Origin of the sequence: Actinomadura rifamycini DSM 43936 (genome assembly GCF_000425065.1) — a bacterium.
GTDB classification, from domain to species: domain Bacteria; phylum Actinomycetota; class Actinomycetes; order Streptosporangiales; family Streptosporangiaceae; genus Spirillospora; species Spirillospora rifamycini.
The window spans coordinates 529,659-544,802 of the sequence record NZ_KE384300.1; the positions used below are offsets into that span (position 1 = coordinate 529,659).

General features: G+C 75.0%; 16 protein-coding genes. 14 read left to right on the forward strand and 2 right to left on the reverse strand.

Features of this window, described 5'->3' with window-relative positions; all coding sequences use genetic code 11:
- The first annotated feature begins 28 nt into the window (after positions 1-28).
- From H505_RS48400 to aroQ, 11 genes are all read left to right on the forward strand, one after another.
- Positions 29-1,273, forward strand: coding sequence for a sensor histidine kinase (locus H505_RS48400; RefSeq protein ID WP_051301531.1), 1,245 nt, complete (start codon positions 29-31; stop codon positions 1,271-1,273).
- Entirely contained in the window at positions 1,270-1,875 is a 606-nt protein-coding gene (locus H505_RS0135885; protein ID WP_026405806.1) for a response regulator transcription factor, read from the forward strand. The genes H505_RS48400 and H505_RS0135885 overlap by 4 nt, the downstream gene beginning before the upstream one ends.
- Before the next feature lie 62 nt (positions 1,876-1,937).
- Positions 1,938-3,101, forward strand: a complete 1,164-nt coding sequence (locus H505_RS0135890; RefSeq protein ID WP_026405807.1) for a pyridoxal phosphate-dependent aminotransferase — start codon at positions 1,938-1,940, stop codon at positions 3,099-3,101.
- Positions 3,102-3,184: 83 nt separating this feature from the next.
- Positions 3,185-3,730 (forward strand): RNA polymerase sigma factor, encoded by a 546-nt coding sequence (locus tag H505_RS46565; protein WP_034521356.1) that lies wholly within the window; start codon positions 3,185-3,187, stop codon positions 3,728-3,730.
- Entirely contained in the window at positions 3,727-4,899 is a 1,173-nt protein-coding gene (locus H505_RS0135900) for a CU044_5270 family protein (protein ID WP_026405808.1), read from the forward strand. Before H505_RS46565 ends, H505_RS0135900 begins: the two co-directional genes overlap by 4 nt.
- A 69-nt stretch (positions 4,900-4,968) precedes the next feature.
- A complete protein-coding gene (locus tag H505_RS0135905; protein WP_026405809.1) occupies positions 4,969-5,667 on the forward strand; it encodes an SseB family protein in 699 nt (232 codons plus the stop codon).
- Positions 5,668-5,709: 42 nt separating this feature from the next.
- The gene (locus H505_RS0135910; RefSeq protein WP_026405810.1) at positions 5,710-6,465 is read left to right on the forward strand and encodes a phytanoyl-CoA dioxygenase family protein; all 756 of its coding nucleotides are present in this window, start codon (positions 5,710-5,712) and stop codon (positions 6,463-6,465) included.
- A gap of 99 nt (positions 6,466-6,564) precedes the next feature.
- Positions 6,565-7,743 (forward strand): chorismate synthase, encoded by a 1,179-nt coding sequence (aroC, locus tag H505_RS0135915; RefSeq protein WP_026405811.1) that lies wholly within the window; start codon positions 6,565-6,567, stop codon positions 7,741-7,743.
- A 29-nt stretch (positions 7,744-7,772) separates the two neighbouring features.
- Positions 7,773-8,285 (forward strand): shikimate kinase, encoded by a 513-nt coding sequence (locus tag H505_RS0135920; RefSeq protein ID WP_026405812.1) that lies wholly within the window; start codon positions 7,773-7,775, stop codon positions 8,283-8,285.
- The gene (gene aroB / locus H505_RS0135925; protein ID WP_034521638.1) at positions 8,285-9,361 is read left to right on the forward strand and encodes a 3-dehydroquinate synthase; all 1,077 of its coding nucleotides are present in this window, start codon (positions 8,285-8,287) and stop codon (positions 9,359-9,361) included. The genes H505_RS0135920 and aroB overlap by 1 nt, the downstream gene beginning before the upstream one ends.
- A complete protein-coding gene (gene aroQ / locus H505_RS0135930; RefSeq protein ID WP_026405814.1) occupies positions 9,358-9,813 on the forward strand; it encodes a type II 3-dehydroquinate dehydratase in 456 nt (151 codons plus the stop codon). The genes aroB and aroQ overlap by 4 nt, the downstream gene beginning before the upstream one ends.
- Here the strand turns inward: aroQ and H505_RS0135935 are convergent.
- Positions 9,810-10,385 carry a TetR/AcrR family transcriptional regulator gene (locus H505_RS0135935; protein WP_026405815.1) on the reverse strand — a complete coding sequence of 192 codons (576 nt, stop codon included), beginning with the start codon at positions 10,383-10,385 and terminating at the stop codon, positions 9,810-9,812. The genes aroQ and H505_RS0135935 overlap by 4 nt on opposite strands.
- Positions 10,386-10,543: 158 nt before the next feature.
- Here H505_RS0135935 and H505_RS0135940 point away from each other — a divergent pair, with 158 nt between their 5' ends.
- Positions 10,544-11,209: an enoyl-CoA hydratase-related protein gene (locus H505_RS0135940; protein WP_026405816.1), complete on the forward strand. Its 666-nt coding sequence runs from the start codon at positions 10,544-10,546 to the stop codon at positions 11,207-11,209.
- Positions 11,210-11,291: 82 nt separating this feature from the next.
- On the forward strand, positions 11,292-12,338 hold the full coding sequence (locus H505_RS0135945) for an LLM class F420-dependent oxidoreductase (RefSeq protein WP_026405817.1): 1,047 nt from the start codon (positions 11,292-11,294) through the stop codon (positions 12,336-12,338).
- Between the two features lie 83 nt (positions 12,339-12,421).
- Here H505_RS0135945 and H505_RS0135950 read toward each other — a convergent pair whose 3' ends face one another.
- Positions 12,422-13,924: a flavin monoamine oxidase family protein gene (locus tag H505_RS0135950; RefSeq protein ID WP_034521358.1), complete on the reverse strand. Its 1,503-nt coding sequence runs from the start codon at positions 13,922-13,924 to the stop codon at positions 12,422-12,424.
- 122 nt (positions 13,925-14,046) lie between these two features.
- Between H505_RS0135950 and H505_RS0135955 the strand changes: the two genes are divergently transcribed.
- Positions 14,047-15,135: a M24 family metallopeptidase gene (locus tag H505_RS0135955; protein ID WP_026405819.1), complete on the forward strand. Its 1,089-nt coding sequence runs from the start codon at positions 14,047-14,049 to the stop codon at positions 15,133-15,135.
- Positions 15,136-15,144: the final 9 nt, after the last annotated feature.

A 15,144-nucleotide genomic window follows, 5' to 3' on the forward strand; every position in this document is an offset into this window, starting at 1 on the left:
CGTACTCGGGGGGGAAGGAGGTCCGGTCATGGCGGTCGCCACGAAGGCGGAACTCGAAGAGCAGAACGCGGTGCGGCTGGAGCGCTACCGCAAGGTGACGCAGCGGTCGTTCATGATGGCCGGGGTCTCGTTCATGGCCGTCGGGCTGGGGGCGCTCGGCCCGTCCTACGCCGAAGGCCACATCGGGCTGCCCCTGGTCCTGCTGGCCGTCACCGGCCTCGGCCTGCTGCTGTGGTTCTACCTGCGGCTCGTCCGGACGGGCCTGGACGGCGGGGCCGCGCGCCGCGACATCGTGCTCAGCGGCGCGGTGACCGCCGGGCTGGGCGCGATGATCCTGACCAACCCCGTCTGGTGCGTCATCCCGGCGTTCTGGGTGTCGGCGGTGGTGCTGTCGCCGGTGAACCGCCGCCAGATCACGGCGCTGTGCGCGGGGACGGCGGCGTACTGCGCGGTCCTCTCCACGATCTCGGCCGGACGGCGCATCGAGGGCGAGAATCCGACCTGGTACCTGGTCCTGCCCGGCTTCTTCGTCCTCTTCCTGGCGACGTGCCTGCTCGTCGCGTGGGTCAACCGGTACCAGCGCCGCATGTGGGACATGCACCTGGAGGCGTACGCCGCCCGCGACGCCGTCGCCCGGCTCGCCGTCACCGAGGAGCGGCTCCGCTTCTCCCGCGACCTGCACGACCTGCTCGGCCACAGCCTCTCGCTGATCGCGGTGAAGAGCGAGCTCGCGATGCGGATGGCCGAGAACGACCCGGCCCGCGCCGGCGCCGAGATGGCCGACGTCCGCACCGCCGCCCGGGAGGCGCTGCGGGAGGTGCGGGCGGCCGTCCGCGGCTACCGCGCCGTCGAGCTGGACGCCGAGCTGGCCGGGGTGCGCGCGGTGCTGGAGGCGGCCGGGGTCCGCTGCGAGGCCGACGAGCCCCCGGCGGACCTGCCGTCCGAGGTCGGCGCCGTGCTCGCCTGGGTGATCCGCGAGGGCGCCACCAACGTGATCAAGCACAGCGAGGCCCGCCGCTGCACCGTCGCTCTGACCGTCTATGGTCATGCCGTGGTCCTGGAGATGCGCAACGACGGCGTCCGCGCGCGCGGCGCCGGGTCCCCCGGGTCGGGCCTGACCGGGCTGGAGGAGCGGGTCGCCGTCCTCGGCGGCGAGTTCGGCGCCGGACGGCACGGCCGCGACGGCTTCCTGCTGCGGGCCGTCGTCCCGCTGCCCGCCGGGGACGCCGGCCCCGCGGCCGAGCCCGTCCCGGCGGCCGGGAGGGAGCGGTGATCCGGGTCCTGCTGGCCGACGACGAGCACCTCATCCGGGGCGCCGTCGCCGCGCTGCTCGGCCTGGACCCCGACCTGGAGGTCGTCGCGGAGGTCGGCCGCGGCGACGAGGTCGCCGCCGCCGTCGCCGCGAACGACCCGGACGTCGCCGTCCTCGACATCGAGATGCCCGGCGCGGACGGCCTCGCCGTCGCCGAGGAGCTGCGCTCGTCCGGCGCCCGCTGCGCGGTGTGCATCCTCACCAGCTTCGGCCGCCCCGGCTACCTGCGCCGCGCCATGGCCGCCGGGGTCCGCGGGTTCGTCCCGAAGGACGCCCCCACCGAGGAGCTGGCCGCCGCGATCCGCAAGGTCCACGCCGGGGGCCGCTACCTGGACGCCGAGCTCGCGGCCGCCGCCATGGAGGCGGGCGACAACCCGCTGACCGACCGGGAGCGCGAGATCCTCCGGCACATCGCCGCGGGCGCCGACACGTCCGGCATCGCCGGCCGCCTGCACCTGTCGGAGGGCACCGTCCGCAACTACCTGTCGTCCGCGATGGGCAAGCTCGGCGCGTCCGGCCGCCTCGCCGCCGTCCAGACCGCCCGCGAGATGGGCTGGATCTGACCGCGGCCTCCCCGCGCCCGCGGGACCGGGCCTCGCGCGGGGCGGCCGTCTAGTCTTGTGGCGTGACTGAGCCACTGGTCGAGCGGATGCGGGAATTCGGCGAGACGATCTTCGCCGAGATGTCGGCGCTGGCGGTCCGGACGGGCGCGATCAATCTGGGGCAGGGCTTCCCGGACGAGGACGGCCCGGCGGCCATGCTGGACATCGCCGTGGACGCCGTCCGGAACGGGGCGAACCAGTACCCGCCGGGCCCCGGGATCGGCGAGCTCCGGGAAGCCGTCGCGGCGCAGAGGCTCGACCGGTACGGGCTGGCGTACGACCCGGCGACCGAGGTGTTCGTCACCGTCGGGGCCACCGAGGGCATCGCCGCGTCCGTCCTCGCGCTCGCCGAACCGGGCGACGAGGTGATCGTCTTCGAGCCGTACTACGACTCCTACGCGGCCGTCGTCGCGCTCGCCGGGGCCGTCCGCAGGCCGGTCACGCTGCGGCCCGTCGAGGGCCGGTTCACCTTCGACCCGGACGAGCTGCGCGCCGCCGTCACCCCGCGCACCCGGCTGATCCTGGTGAACTCGCCCCACAACCCCTGCGGGACGGTCTTCACGCCGGACGAACTGGAGACGATCGCCGCCGTCTGCCGCGAGCACGACCTCGTCGCCGTCACCGACGAGGTGTACGAGTACCTGACGTTCGACGACGCCGTGCACGTCCCCCTCGCGACCCTCGACGGGATGCGGGAGCGGACGGTGTCGGTGTCGTCGGTCGGCAAGTCGTTCTCCGTCACGGGCTGGAAGACCGGCTGGGTGACGGCGCCCGCGCCGTTCGTCCGGGCCGTCCAGTCGGTGAAGCAGTTCCTCACGTTCGCGGTCAGCGCCCCCTACCAGCGGGCCGCCGCGTACGCGCTGGCCGGCGAGACCGCGTGGGTCGAGGAGCTGCGCAAGTCGCTGCAGGGCAAGCGCGACCGGCTCGTCACCGGGCTGGAGGCCGCCGGGTTCGACGTCTACCGGCCGCAGGGGACGTACTTCGTGCAGGCCGACATCCGGCCCCTGGGGTTCACCGACGGCAGGGAGCTGGCGCGGGCGCTCCCCGAGCGGGCGGGCGTCGTCGCGGTCCCGACGCAGGTGTTCTACGACCGGCCCGACGCGGGCGCGCACTTCGTCCGGTTCGCGTTCTGCAAGAAGGACGAGGTCATCGACGCGGCCGTCGAGCGGCTCGCGCGGCTCCGCTGAGAAAGCGGGGGCGCGCCTGTAAGAGCGGCGCCGCGGGCGGGATTACGTGACGACATGATCCCGACCCCAGACGGGAGTCCTCCGTGGATGATCCCGAGTCACGGTTCACGCGGCTCTACGACGAGCACCACCGGCGCGTGCTGGCGTACGCGCTGGCCCACGCGGAACCCCACACGGCCGAGGACGTCGCGGGCGAGACGTTCCTCATCGCCTGGCGGCGCCTCGACCAGGTCCGCGACCCCGCCCTGCCCTGGCTGCTCGGCGTCGCCCGCAACCTGCTGCGCAAGCAGTACGACCGGGGCCGCCGCGGCCGCGCCCTGACCGAGCGGATCCGGGCGCTCACCACGTCCGCGGACCTGGCGGCGTGGGACGTCGCCGAGCACGTCGTCGAACGCGCGGCGGCGCTCGAGGCCGTCGCGGCGCTGCCCGAACGCGACCTGGAGCTCCTGACCCTCGTCACCTGGCACGGCCTGGACTCCCGGGAGGCCGCGAAGGTCGTGGGCTGCTCGGTTCCGGCCTTCGCCGTCCGGCTGCACCGCGCCCGCCGGCGGCTCGCCCGCGCCCTGGACGCCGCGCCGGCGCCCGCCCCCGCCCGCCCCGTACCGGTCGCCGGGGAGGCGGCCCGATGAACACCGGAGACGACATGCAGAACCGCAGCACCGCCGAGCGCGCGCTGCACGCGCTCAAGCCCGCCGCCCTGGACGGCCTGGCCCGCGACGCCCACGAGCGGCGCCGCGACGACGACCTGGCCCGGATCATGCGGGCCGCCCCGGAACCGGCCGTCCGGCGGTCGAGGGCGCGCCGGCCCGTGCTGCTGATCGCGGGCGCCGCGGCGGCCGCGTGCGCCGCCGCGGGGGCCGTCGTCGCGGTCGGCGGCGGCCCGGCGCCCGCCCCGCCGGCCGCGACCGCGTCCCGGCCGGTCGACGCGCGCTCCTTCCTGCTGGCGAGCGCCGACAAGGCCGAGCGGACGCCCGCCGCGACCGGCCGGTACTGGTACACCGAGATCACCACCGCCTCGGTCATCGACACGAAGACCGACCCCGGGGCGCGGCGCCCGTCCCCCGGGGCCCGGCCCGGCGGGCGGGGGGACAAGCGGGGGGACAAGCTGCCCTACACCTACGAACTGCGGCGCGGGGAGCGGTCCTGGATCGCCCGGGACGGCGACGACCCCAGCCGGACGGTCACCGGCATCGACGCGAAGGCCGTGTTCCCCACCCCCGAGGACGAGGCGGCGTGGAAGCGCGCCGGGTCCCGAGCTCTGGTCCCGCCGGAGCTGCGGCGGGAGTCGGTGAACGACTACGACATGGCGATCCGCTACAGCATCGGCGACGAGGGCCTGACGATGGCGGAGCTGCGGAAGCTGCCGGACGACGCGGCCGGGCTGGAGGCGGAGCTGCGCCGCCGGTTCGACGCCGACGCCCGCCGGGTCGAAGCGGGCACCCGCACCGCCGACCCCGAGGTCCGCCGGTTCATCGAGCGGACGCGGCTCTCGTTCTCCGAGTACGTCTTCGCGGTCGCCGCGGACCTGCTGGCGGGCCCGCTCACCCCGGGCACGAAGGCCGCGCTGTACCGGGTGCTGGCCGCGCGGCCGGACGTCCGCTCGCCGGGCACGGCGACCGACCCGCTCGGCCGGCGCGGCGTGGCGCTGGTCCTGCCGTTCACGGGGGAGGGCCCGGCGGTCGAGTCCCGGCTGATCGTCGACCGGGAGTCGGCGGAGCTGCTCGCGTACGACTCCGGCCGCCTGACGATGTCGTACGGGCGCACGGGGTGGGTCGACCGGATCGGCGCGCGTCCCTGACGGGGGCGTGCACGGGGAGTATCCGGTTCGGCACCCCCGGCGGTCGCGGGAAGTTATAGCCTTCCCACCGTGTCCGGACTGACGATTCCCCAGCCCCAGTTCCCCGACGACGACGGCGGCGCCGACCCCCGGCTCTGCGAGGCGCTCGCGGGGTACGCGGCGGGACGGGTCGGCCAGCACACCGTCCTGCGCCGGCTGCAGGGCGCCCGGCTGCTGGTGCCCGTCGTCGCGATCCTCACCGAGGAGGAGGACGTCGCGCCCGGCGAGCTGCGGCGGGAGAAGTCGAGCGACATGGCGCTGCCGCTGCTGACCGGCGAGGACGGGCGCCGCGGCGTGCTCGGGTTCACCTGCACCGAGACGATGAAGGCGTGGCGGGCGGACGCCCGGCCGGTGGCGGTGCCGGCCGGCCAGGCGTGCCGCGCGGTGCTGGACGAGAACGCCGACGCCCTCGTGATCGACGTGGCGGGGCCGGTGCCGTTCGCCGTCGACGGGCTGCGGCTGCACCTGCTCGCCGAGGGGCGCCCGATCCCCGCGCCGCACGAGGACCCGGACGTCCTCGCCGCGGTGGAGGCCGCGTTCGGTTCCGACGAGGCGGTCGCGGGGGTGCGGGTCACCGAGGGCACGTCCGCCGAGCTGGCCGTCCGGTTCGCGGTGAGCCCGGGGCACGACGAGCGCCGCACCGTCCAGCGGGTGTCGGACCGGCTCGCGGAGGTGCTCCGCGGCCGGATCGTCGGCGGCGTCGAGCTGAGCGTCGTCCGCCGCGCGTAAAACCGTTCGACGCCGCTTCGGCCGGGCCGCCATCCTGGCCCGATGGACGACTCCGGCATCGACGCCTTCCTCACCGACGGGTACCTCAAGGTCACGGAGGCGTTCCCCCGCGAACTCGCCGACGAGTGCCGGGACGTCCTCTGGCGGGACACCGGCTGCGACCCGGACGACCGCGCGACCTGGACCCGGCCCGTCGTCCGGCTCGGCCACTACGCGCAGGAGCCGTTCCGGGCCGCCGCGAACACCCCCCGCCTGCACGCCGCGTTCGACGCGCTCGCCGGGGAGGGCGGCTGGACGCCGCAGGGCGGCCTCGGGACGTTCCCGGTGCGGTTCCCGAGCGCGGAGGAGCCGGGCGACGACGGCTGGCACATCGACGCGAGCTTCCCCGGCGACGACCCGTCCGACTTCATGGCCGCCCGCGTGAACGTCGCGTCCAAGGGGCGCGCGCTGCTGATGCTGTTCCTGTTCTCCGACGTCGGCGAGGACGACGCCCCCACCCGGATCCGCGTGGGGTCCCACCTGGACGTCCCGCCGATCCTGGAGCCCGCGGGCGACCGCGGCCTGGCCTTCATGGAGCTCGCCGAGCGCGCCGTGCCCGCCACCGGGCACCGCCCCGTCGCGTACGCGACCGGACGGGCGGGCGACGTCTACCTGTGCCACCCGTTCCTGGTGCACGCCGCCCAGCCGCACCGGGGCGCGGAGCCGAAGTTCATGGCGCAGCCGCCGCTGCTGCCCGCGGGCCCGGTCCGGGACGACTCGCCCGTCGCCGCCGCGATCCGCCGGGGCCTGTCCGCCTGACCCGTCCCGACCCGGTCCGCGGGGCCGCCGGGGCGCCGGCCGTCTCAGCTGATGGACGCCGGTCTCGGGGAGGCGTCCGGCGCCAATAGGATTCAGGGCATGCTGCGCTGGTTGACCGCGGGGGAGTCCCATGGCCCGGCCCTCACCGCGATCGTGGAGGGCCTTCCGGCCGGTGTGCGCGTGACTTCGGCGGACATCGCCGAGGACCTGCGCCGCCGGCGGCTCGGGCACGGGCGGGGCGCCCGGATGAAGTTCGAGCAGGACGAGGTGCGGATCCTCGGCGGGGTCCGGCACGGGGTGACGCTCGGCGGCCCCGTCGCGATCGAGGTCGGCAACACCGAGTGGCCCAAGTGGGAGACGGTGATGGCGGCCGACCCGGTCGACCCCGAGGTGCTGGCGGCGCAGGCGCGCAACGCGCCGCTGTCGCAGCCGCGGCCCGGCCACGCCGACCTCGTCGGCATGCAGAAGTACGGGTTCGACGACGCCCGGCCCGTCCTGGAGCGGGCGAGCGCGCGGGAGACCGCGGCGCGGGTCGCGCTCGGCGCGGTCGCGAAGGCGTTCCTGAAGCAGGCGCTCGGCGTGGACGTCCTCAGCCACGTGATCGCGCTCGGCGAGGTGTCGGCGCCGGACGGCGTCCTGCCCGAGCCCGGCGACCTGGCGGCGGTCGACGAGAGCCCGGTGCGGTGCTTCGACGCGGCCGCGTCCGCGGCGATGGTCGCGCACGTCGACGAGGTGAAGAAGGCCGGCGACACGCTCGGCGGCGTCGTCGAGGTGCTGGCCTACGGCCTGCCGCCCGGCCTGGGCAGCCACGTGCACTGGGACCGGCGGCTCGACGCCCGGCTCGCCGGGATCCTCATGGGCATCCAGGCGATCAAGGGCGTGGAGGTCGGCGACGGGTTCACCACCGCGCGGCGGCGCGGGTCGGCCGCGCACGACGAGATCGAGGGCTCCGACGCGGGCATCCGGCGCCGGACGAACCGCGCGGGCGGCGTCGAGGGCGGCATGACGACGGGCGAGCCGCTGCGCGTCCGGGCCGCGATGAAGCCGATCTCCACGGTGCCGCGCCGCCTCGACACCATCGACGTGAAGACCGGGGAGCCCGCCAAAGCGATCAACCAGCGCAGCGATGTCACCGCCGTGCCGGCCGCCGGGGTGGTCGCCGAGGCGATGGCGGCGCTGGTGCTGGCTGACGCGGCGCTGGAGAAGCTCGGCGGCGACTCCGCCGAGGAGACCGCCCGCAACCTGCGCGGATACCTGTCCTCCCTGACCATCAAGTGAACGACCATCGAGTGAACGGGGCCTCCTGCATGACGCGACCCAGGGCCGTCCTGATCGGGGCGCCGGGCTCGGGCAAGACGACGGTCGGCGCGGCGCTCGCCGAGCGGCTCGGGGTGTCGCTGCGCGACACCGACGCCGACGCCGAGGCGGCGGCCGGCAAGCCGATCGGCGAGATCTTCATCGACGACGGCGAGGAGCGGTTCCGGGAACTGGAGCGCGCGGCCGTCGCGGCGGCCCTCGCCGAGCACGACGGCGTCCTCGCGCTCGGCGGCGGCGCCGTGCTGGCGCCGGAGACGCAGGAGCTCCTCGCCGGGCACACGGTCGTGTACCTGCGGGTCGGCCTCGCGGAGGCGGTGAAGCGGGTCGGGCTGGCGTCGGCGCGGCCGCTGCTGGTGCTGAACCCGCGCAGCCGGATGCGCAAGCTCCTGGAGGAGCGGCTGCCGGTCTACGAGCGGCTGGGGACCGTGCACGTCGACACCGACGGGCGCGAGCCCGCCGAGATCGTCCGGGAGATCGCCGAGGCCCTGGAGACGGACGCGTGATCGTGCCGGCGCGGGTGCGCGTGGAAGGCGCCGACCCCTACGACGTCGTCATCGGGACGGGCGTGCTGGCGGAGCTGCCGGGCCTGCTCGGCGACCGCGTCCGGACGGTCGCGGTCGTGCACGCCGAGGGCCTGCCGGAGATCGCGCGGCCGGTGTGCGAGGCGCTGGAGAAGGCCGGGCACGCGGTGCACGCGCTGCCCGTCCCGGACGGCGAGGCGGCCAAGGAGGCCGGGGTGCTCGCCGGGCTGTGGTCGGCGTTCGCGCGGCTCGGCATGACCCGGACGGACGCGATCGTGGGCGTCGGCGGCGGCGCGACCACCGACCTCGCCGGGTTCGCCGCCGCCTCGTGGCTGCGCGGCGTCCGCTGCGTGCTGGTGCCGACGACGCTGCTCGGCATGGTCGACGCGGCGGTCGGCGGCAAGACCGGCATCAACATCCCCGAGGGCAAGAACCTCGTGGGCGCGTTCCACCCCCCGGCCGGGGTGCTGTGCGACCTCGCCGCGCTGGTGACGATGCCGCACGAGGACTACGTCAGCGGGCTCGCGGAGGTCGTCAAGGCCGGGTTCATCGCCGACCCGGTCATCCTCGACCTGGTGGAGGCCGACCCGGAGGGCGCGGCGCGCCCGGACGGCCCGCACACCCGCGAGCTCGTCGAACGGGCCGTCCGGGTGAAGGCCGAGGTCGTCGGGGCGGACCTGAAGGAGAGCGGCCTGCGGGAGATCCTCAACTACGGCCACACGCTCGCGCACGCGATCGAGAAGGCCGAGGACTACCGCTTCCGGCACGGCCACGCCGTCGCGATCGGCATGGTGTACGCGGCCGAGCTGGCGCGCCTCGCCGGGCGGCTGGACGCCGCGGACGTCGCGCGGCACCGGTCCGTCCTGACGCCGGTGGGGCTGCCGGTGGCGTACGCGGCGGACGCGTGGCAGGGGCTGCGGGCCGCGATGGCGATCGACAAGAAGTCGCGGGGCGCCACGCTGCGGTTCGTGGTGCTGGACGGCGTCGCGAAGCCGGGCCGCCTGGAGGGCCCGGACGAGGAGCTGCTCGCCGCCGCCTACCGGGAGGTCGCCCGATGAGCCGGGTGCTGGTGCTGAACGGGCCGAACCTCGGGCGTCTCGGGACGCGCGAGCCCGACGTCTACGGCGCGACCACGTTCGAGGGGCTGGCGGCGCTGTGCCGCGACGCCGGGCGGCGGCTGGGCCTCGAGGCCGACGTGCGGCAGACCGACGACGAGGCCGAGCTGATCCGCTGGGTGCACGAGGCCGCCGACGAGCGGCTGCCGGTCGTGCTGAACCCGGCGGCGTTCACCCACTACTCGTACGCGCTGCGCGACGCCCTCGCGCAGCGGACCGCGCCGCTCGTCGAGGTGCACATCTCCAACCCGGCGGCGCGGGAGGAGTTCCGGCACACCTCGGTCGTGGCGGGCGTCGCGACCGGCACGATCGCCGGGTTCGGGACGTTCTCGTACGTCCTGGCCCTGCAGGCGGTCGTCGAGCTGCTCGCCGGGGAGGCGGGCGGGCGGGGCTAGGGTCCCTCGACGGCCGCGCGGGTCATGGCCTTGAGCTCGGCGACGACGTCGTCGAGCGGACGGACGTCGCGGTGGGCGCGGCACAGCACGGTCGCGCCCTCGACGGCGGCGACGATCAGCCGCGCGAGGCTCGCCGCCCGGTCGTCCGGGACGCCGGCGTTGCCGAGGCCGGTGGCGAGGGTGTCCTCCCAGCGGCCGAACGCGGCGGCGGCCGCGGCGGCGAGCTGCGGCGCGTCGTCGTGGCACTCCACGGTGACGGCCACGATCGGGCAGCCGGCCCGGAAGCCGCTGCGGATCAGCACCTGGCGCCACCAGCCGACGAAGGCGTCCACGGCGGACGCCGCGTCGCCGCCCTCGGTGGCCGCGACGATCCCGGCGTTGAGGAACTCCCCGGCGTAGCGGACGGCCTCCTCGGCGAGCTGCGCCTTGCCCTCGGGGAAGTGGTGGTAGATCGATCCGCGCGGTGCGCCGCTGTGCGCGATGACGTCGCGGAAACCCGTGCCGCTGTAGCCGCGCTCGCGGAAAAGGTAGGCGGCGCTGCGGACCATGCGCTCCCGGCTGTCGGACCCCATGCCACCAATTATGACATTCATCATAAGCAACGCGCATTGACCATGACGATCGTCATAGGAAACGCTCATTATGTCGAACGTCATACTTGCCTGGGAGGCGGGTGGGACGTTCCACCGACCAGCGGCCCGGGTCCGGGCAGGAAAGGCGAGGAGACCTCGTGATCGACCTCCAGCGTGACGGCGACGTGTTCGTCCTGCGCCTCGACGCGGGCGAGAACCGGTTCGGCCCCGACTTCCTCGACGCCGTCGAGGGGGCGCTCGACACCGTCGCCGCGGCGGACGGGCCGCGCGCCCTCGTCACCGTCGGGACGGGCAAGTTCTTCTCCAACGGCCTCGACCTGGAGTGGCTGGGCGCCCACCGTGACGAGTTCGAGGGGTACCTCGGCCGCGTGAACGGCCTGTACGCGCGGCTGCTCGAACTGCCCGCGCCGACCGTCGCGGCCGTCAACGGGCACGCGTTCGCCGGCGGCGGGATGCTCGCCCTCGCGCACGACTTCGCCGTCATGCGCACCGACCGCGGCTACTTCTGCCTGCCCGAGGTCGACCTGGGGATGAGCTTCACCCCGGGGATGAACGCGCTGATCACGGCCCGGCTGGCGGCCGGGGTCGCGCACGAGGCCATGATCACCGGCCGCCGGTACACCGCGGCGGAGGCCCTGGCCGCCGGGATAGTGCAGCGCACCGCCGCCGAGGACGAGGTATTGCCCGCGGCCGTCGAGTGGGCCGCGTCCCTGGCGGGCAAGGACGGGAAGGTCGTCGGGCGGATCCGGCGCGACATGTACCGCGGCGCGCTGCGGGCGCTGCGGGGACCCGCGCTCGGCTGACCCCGCCGCTGGGCGGAGGCCGCCCGGCGGGCTAGGTTGTGTTCGACTGGAATCGGATTCGGTAAATCGGGAAGGGGTGCCGATGCGCATCGGGATGGCCCTCAACTACGCGGGCGGTTTCAAAGAGACCGTCGAGGAGCTCGCCGACTACGAGAAGGCCGGGCTCGACATCGTCTACATCGCCGAGGCCTACAGCTTCGACGCGGTCAGCCAGATGGGATTCATCGCCGCGAAGACCGAGCGGCTGGAGATCGCGTCCGGCATCCTCAACATCTACTCCCGCACGCCCACCGCGCTCGCGCAGACCGCGGCCGGCCTGGACTACGTCTCCGACGGCCGGTTCACGCTCGGCATCGGCGCCTCCGGCCCGCAGGTCATCGAGGGCTTCCACGGCGTCCCCTACACCGCCCCGCTCGGCCGCACCCGCGAGATCATCGAGATCTGCCGCAAGGTGTGGCGCCGCGAGCGGCTCCAGCACCAGGGCAAGCACTACACGCTGCCGCTGCCCGAGGGGCAGGGCACCGGTCTCGGCAAGCCGCTCAAGCTGATCAACCACCCGGTGCGCGAGAGCATCCCGATCATGGTGGCCGCGATCGGCCCGAAGAACGTCGAGCTGACCGCCGAGATCGCCAACGGCTGGGAGCCGATCTTCTACATGCCGGAGAAGGCCGCCGACGTGTGGGGCGCGTCCCTCGCCGCGGGCAAGGCGAAGCGGGACGCCTCGCTCGGCGAGCTCGACGTCGTCGCGCAGGCCACGCTCGCGATCGGCGACGACGTCCAGGGCTACCTGGAGTTCGGCCGCCCGATGGCCGCGCTGTACATCGGCGGCATGGGCGCCAAGGGCAAGAACTTCTACAACGACCTCGCCCGCCGCTACGGCTTCGAGAAGGAGGCCGAGGAGATCCAGGACCTCTACCTGGACGGCAAGAAGGACGAGGCCGCCGCGAAGGTCCCGCAGGAACTGCTCGAGAAGATGTCGCTGATCGGCAGCGAGGGGCACGTCCGCGAGCGGCTCGCCGCGATGAAGGAGTCCGGCGTCACCACCCTCAACGTGGCCCCGATCGCCGGCGACCACAAGGGCCGCCTCGCGCTGATCGAGAAGGTCCGGGAGATGGCCGCCGGCCTCTGACCCGGAGCCTTCGACCCGGAGCCTTCGACCCGAGCCGCACCGCCCGCGGGGGACCGGACGCGCGCGTCCGGTCCCCCGCGCGGTCACAGCGCCGCGTCGACCTCCCGCGCCGCCCGCTCGCCCGACCGGACGGCGCCGTCCATGTAGCCCGTCCAGTAGTCGGACGTCTCGGTGCCCGCCCAGTGGACGGGCCCGCACGGCGCGCGCAGCGCGGGGCCGAAACCGGTCAGGACGCCCGGCGGCGCGAGCCCGACGGGACCGCCGCCGCTCCACGTCTCGTTGTCCCACCGCATCATCGCCGTCCCCACCGGGTTCTTCGCCCTGTCGCCGAACAGCCTCCCGAACGACTCCAGCCCCGCCGCCCGCACCTCCTCCTCGGACGCGGAGTCCAGCCGCCGGACGTTGTCGTGGTTGATGAATCCCATGAGGATCCCGCGCGACCCGTCCGGCGGGCTGTTGTCGAACGTCACGTCGATCGCGCCGCTGTCCGCCAGCGCCTGCCCGGTGAGGTTCTCCTCCCGCCAGAACGGCGTGTCGTACACCCCGACGAACTTCGCGACCGAGCCCATCGGGTAGCGCTGCATGAGCTGGGCCCGGGCCGCCGGCAGCCCCGGCGAGAAGTCGATCTTCCCCGCGATCGCCGGGGACATCGCGACGACCGCCCGCTTCGCCGACACCGTCACGCCGTCCGCCGTCACGGTCACGCCCCCGCCGCCGGTCTCGACCGACCGCACCGGCGCGTTGTAGCGGACGGCGTCGCCGAGCCGGGCGGCCAGCCGGACCGGCACCTGCTCCGGCCCGCCGGCGAACCGCAGCTCCTGCGCCCCGTCCCGGGTGTTGATCAGCCGGTCGATCGACCCGGGCTCGTCCGGGTTCCCGGCGGCGGCCGCGTAGTGCAGGACGTACAGCAGCGACACGTCCCGCGACCGCGCCGAGAGCGTCGAGCTGACGAAGACGTCCATGAGGAAGCGCGCGCCGGAGCTGAGGGAGTTGGAGCGCGACCAGGTGTGGAACGTCTGCGCGTCCCACTCGTCGGCCTTGGCCGCCTTCCACGGCTCGCCCACGGGGACGTCCTCGATCATCCCGCCGAGCCGCAGCAGCGCCAGCTCCAGGTCGATGACGCCCCAGTCCGGCGGGACGGCGCCCAGCAGCCCGTCCGTCGCGTACAGCGACCGCCGCCCGTTGCGGAAGTAGACGTTGTCGCCCTCGTTGTAGGTCGGAAAGGTCGCGACGCCCATCTCCTCGGCGAGGGCGGCGATGCGGTCCTGGGTGGGGCCGATGAACTCGGCGCCGCCCTCGGCGGTGGTGCCGTCGCCTAGCGGCAGCCCGTACACCCGGCCGCCGGGCCGGTCGCGGGCCTCGAGGACGACGACGGACCGGCCCGCCGCGACGAGGTCGCGGGCGGCGGTCAGGCCCGCGAGGCCCGCGCCGACGACCACGACGTCGGCGGACAGGCGGGCGGCGGACGGCGCGGTGCGGGGCGCGGTGCGGGCGGCCGCGGGAGGCGCGGCGGCCGAGGCGGCGACGGCCCCGGCGGCGGTGAGCGCGCCGGTGCCGAGCAGGCGGCGGCGACTGACTCCTGTCACGGAATCCCTCCTGGGGGAAGACCAGAGCGGGGGGACGGAAGATCACGCGGCGGCTCACGCTAGCGGCGGCGGACCACGAAGTCGAGGCTTCTTCATGTTTCGCGATGCTCTAGAGTCCTCCCATGGGGGAGACGCACACCGGACGTCGCCGCCGCCTGGCCGAGTACGCCGCCGCGCACGACGCGGACGCCGTCCTGGTCACCCGGCTCGTCAACGTCCGCTACCTGACCGGGCTCGCCAGCTCCAACGCCGCGCTGCTCGTGCCCGCGGGCGCGCCCGCCGTGCTCGCCACCGACGCCCGGTACGCCGGGACGGCCGAGCGGATCGCCCCCGAACTGCCGCTGGTCCGCGACCGGAAGACGGCCGCCGCGCTCGTCGCGCGGGCCGCCGCGGACGGGCACGCCCGGCTCGGCTTCGAACCCCACGCGCTCACCGTCGAGCAGCACACCGCGCTCGACGCGCAGGCCCGCGCGGCCGGCGTCGCGCTCGTCCCGCTCGCCGGCCGCCCCGTCGAGGAGCTGCGGCGCGTCAAGGACGAGGGGGAGATCGACCTCCTGCGGGAGGCGTGCGCGATCACCTGCCGCGCCTTCGACGCCGTGCTCCCCTCGATCGCGCCCGGACGCACCGAACGCGAGATCGCGATCGCGCTCGAGCGCGCCATGGTCGACCTCGGCGCCGAGGGCCCCGCGTTCGCCTCGATCGTCGCGTCCGGCCCGAACGGCGCCGTCCCGCACCACCGCCCGGGCCCCCGCGAGCTGGAGCGCGGCGACCTGCTCACCATGGACTTCGGCGCCCTCTACGGCGGCTACCACGCCGACATGACCCGCACCGTCGCGATCGGCGAGCCCGCCGGGTGGCAGCGCGACCTGTACGGCCTCGTCCACCGCGCCCAGCTCGCCGGGATCGACGCCGCGCGGCCCGGCGCCGAGACCAAGGCGGTGGACGCCGCCGCCCGCGACGTCGTCAAGGCGGCCGGGCACGGCGACGACTTCACCCACGGGCTCGGGCACGGCGTGGGCCTCGAGATCCACGAGGCACCGCTCATGGGGTACGACGAGACCGGTAAACTGACGGACCGAGTTCCGATCACCGCAGAGCCGGGGGTCTACCTCGCGGGCCGCGGCGGGGTCCGCATCGAGGACACGTTCGTGGTACGGGCGGACGGCCCGGAGCTCCTCACGACGACGACAAAGGACCTGCTCGTCCTCTAGACGAGCGCG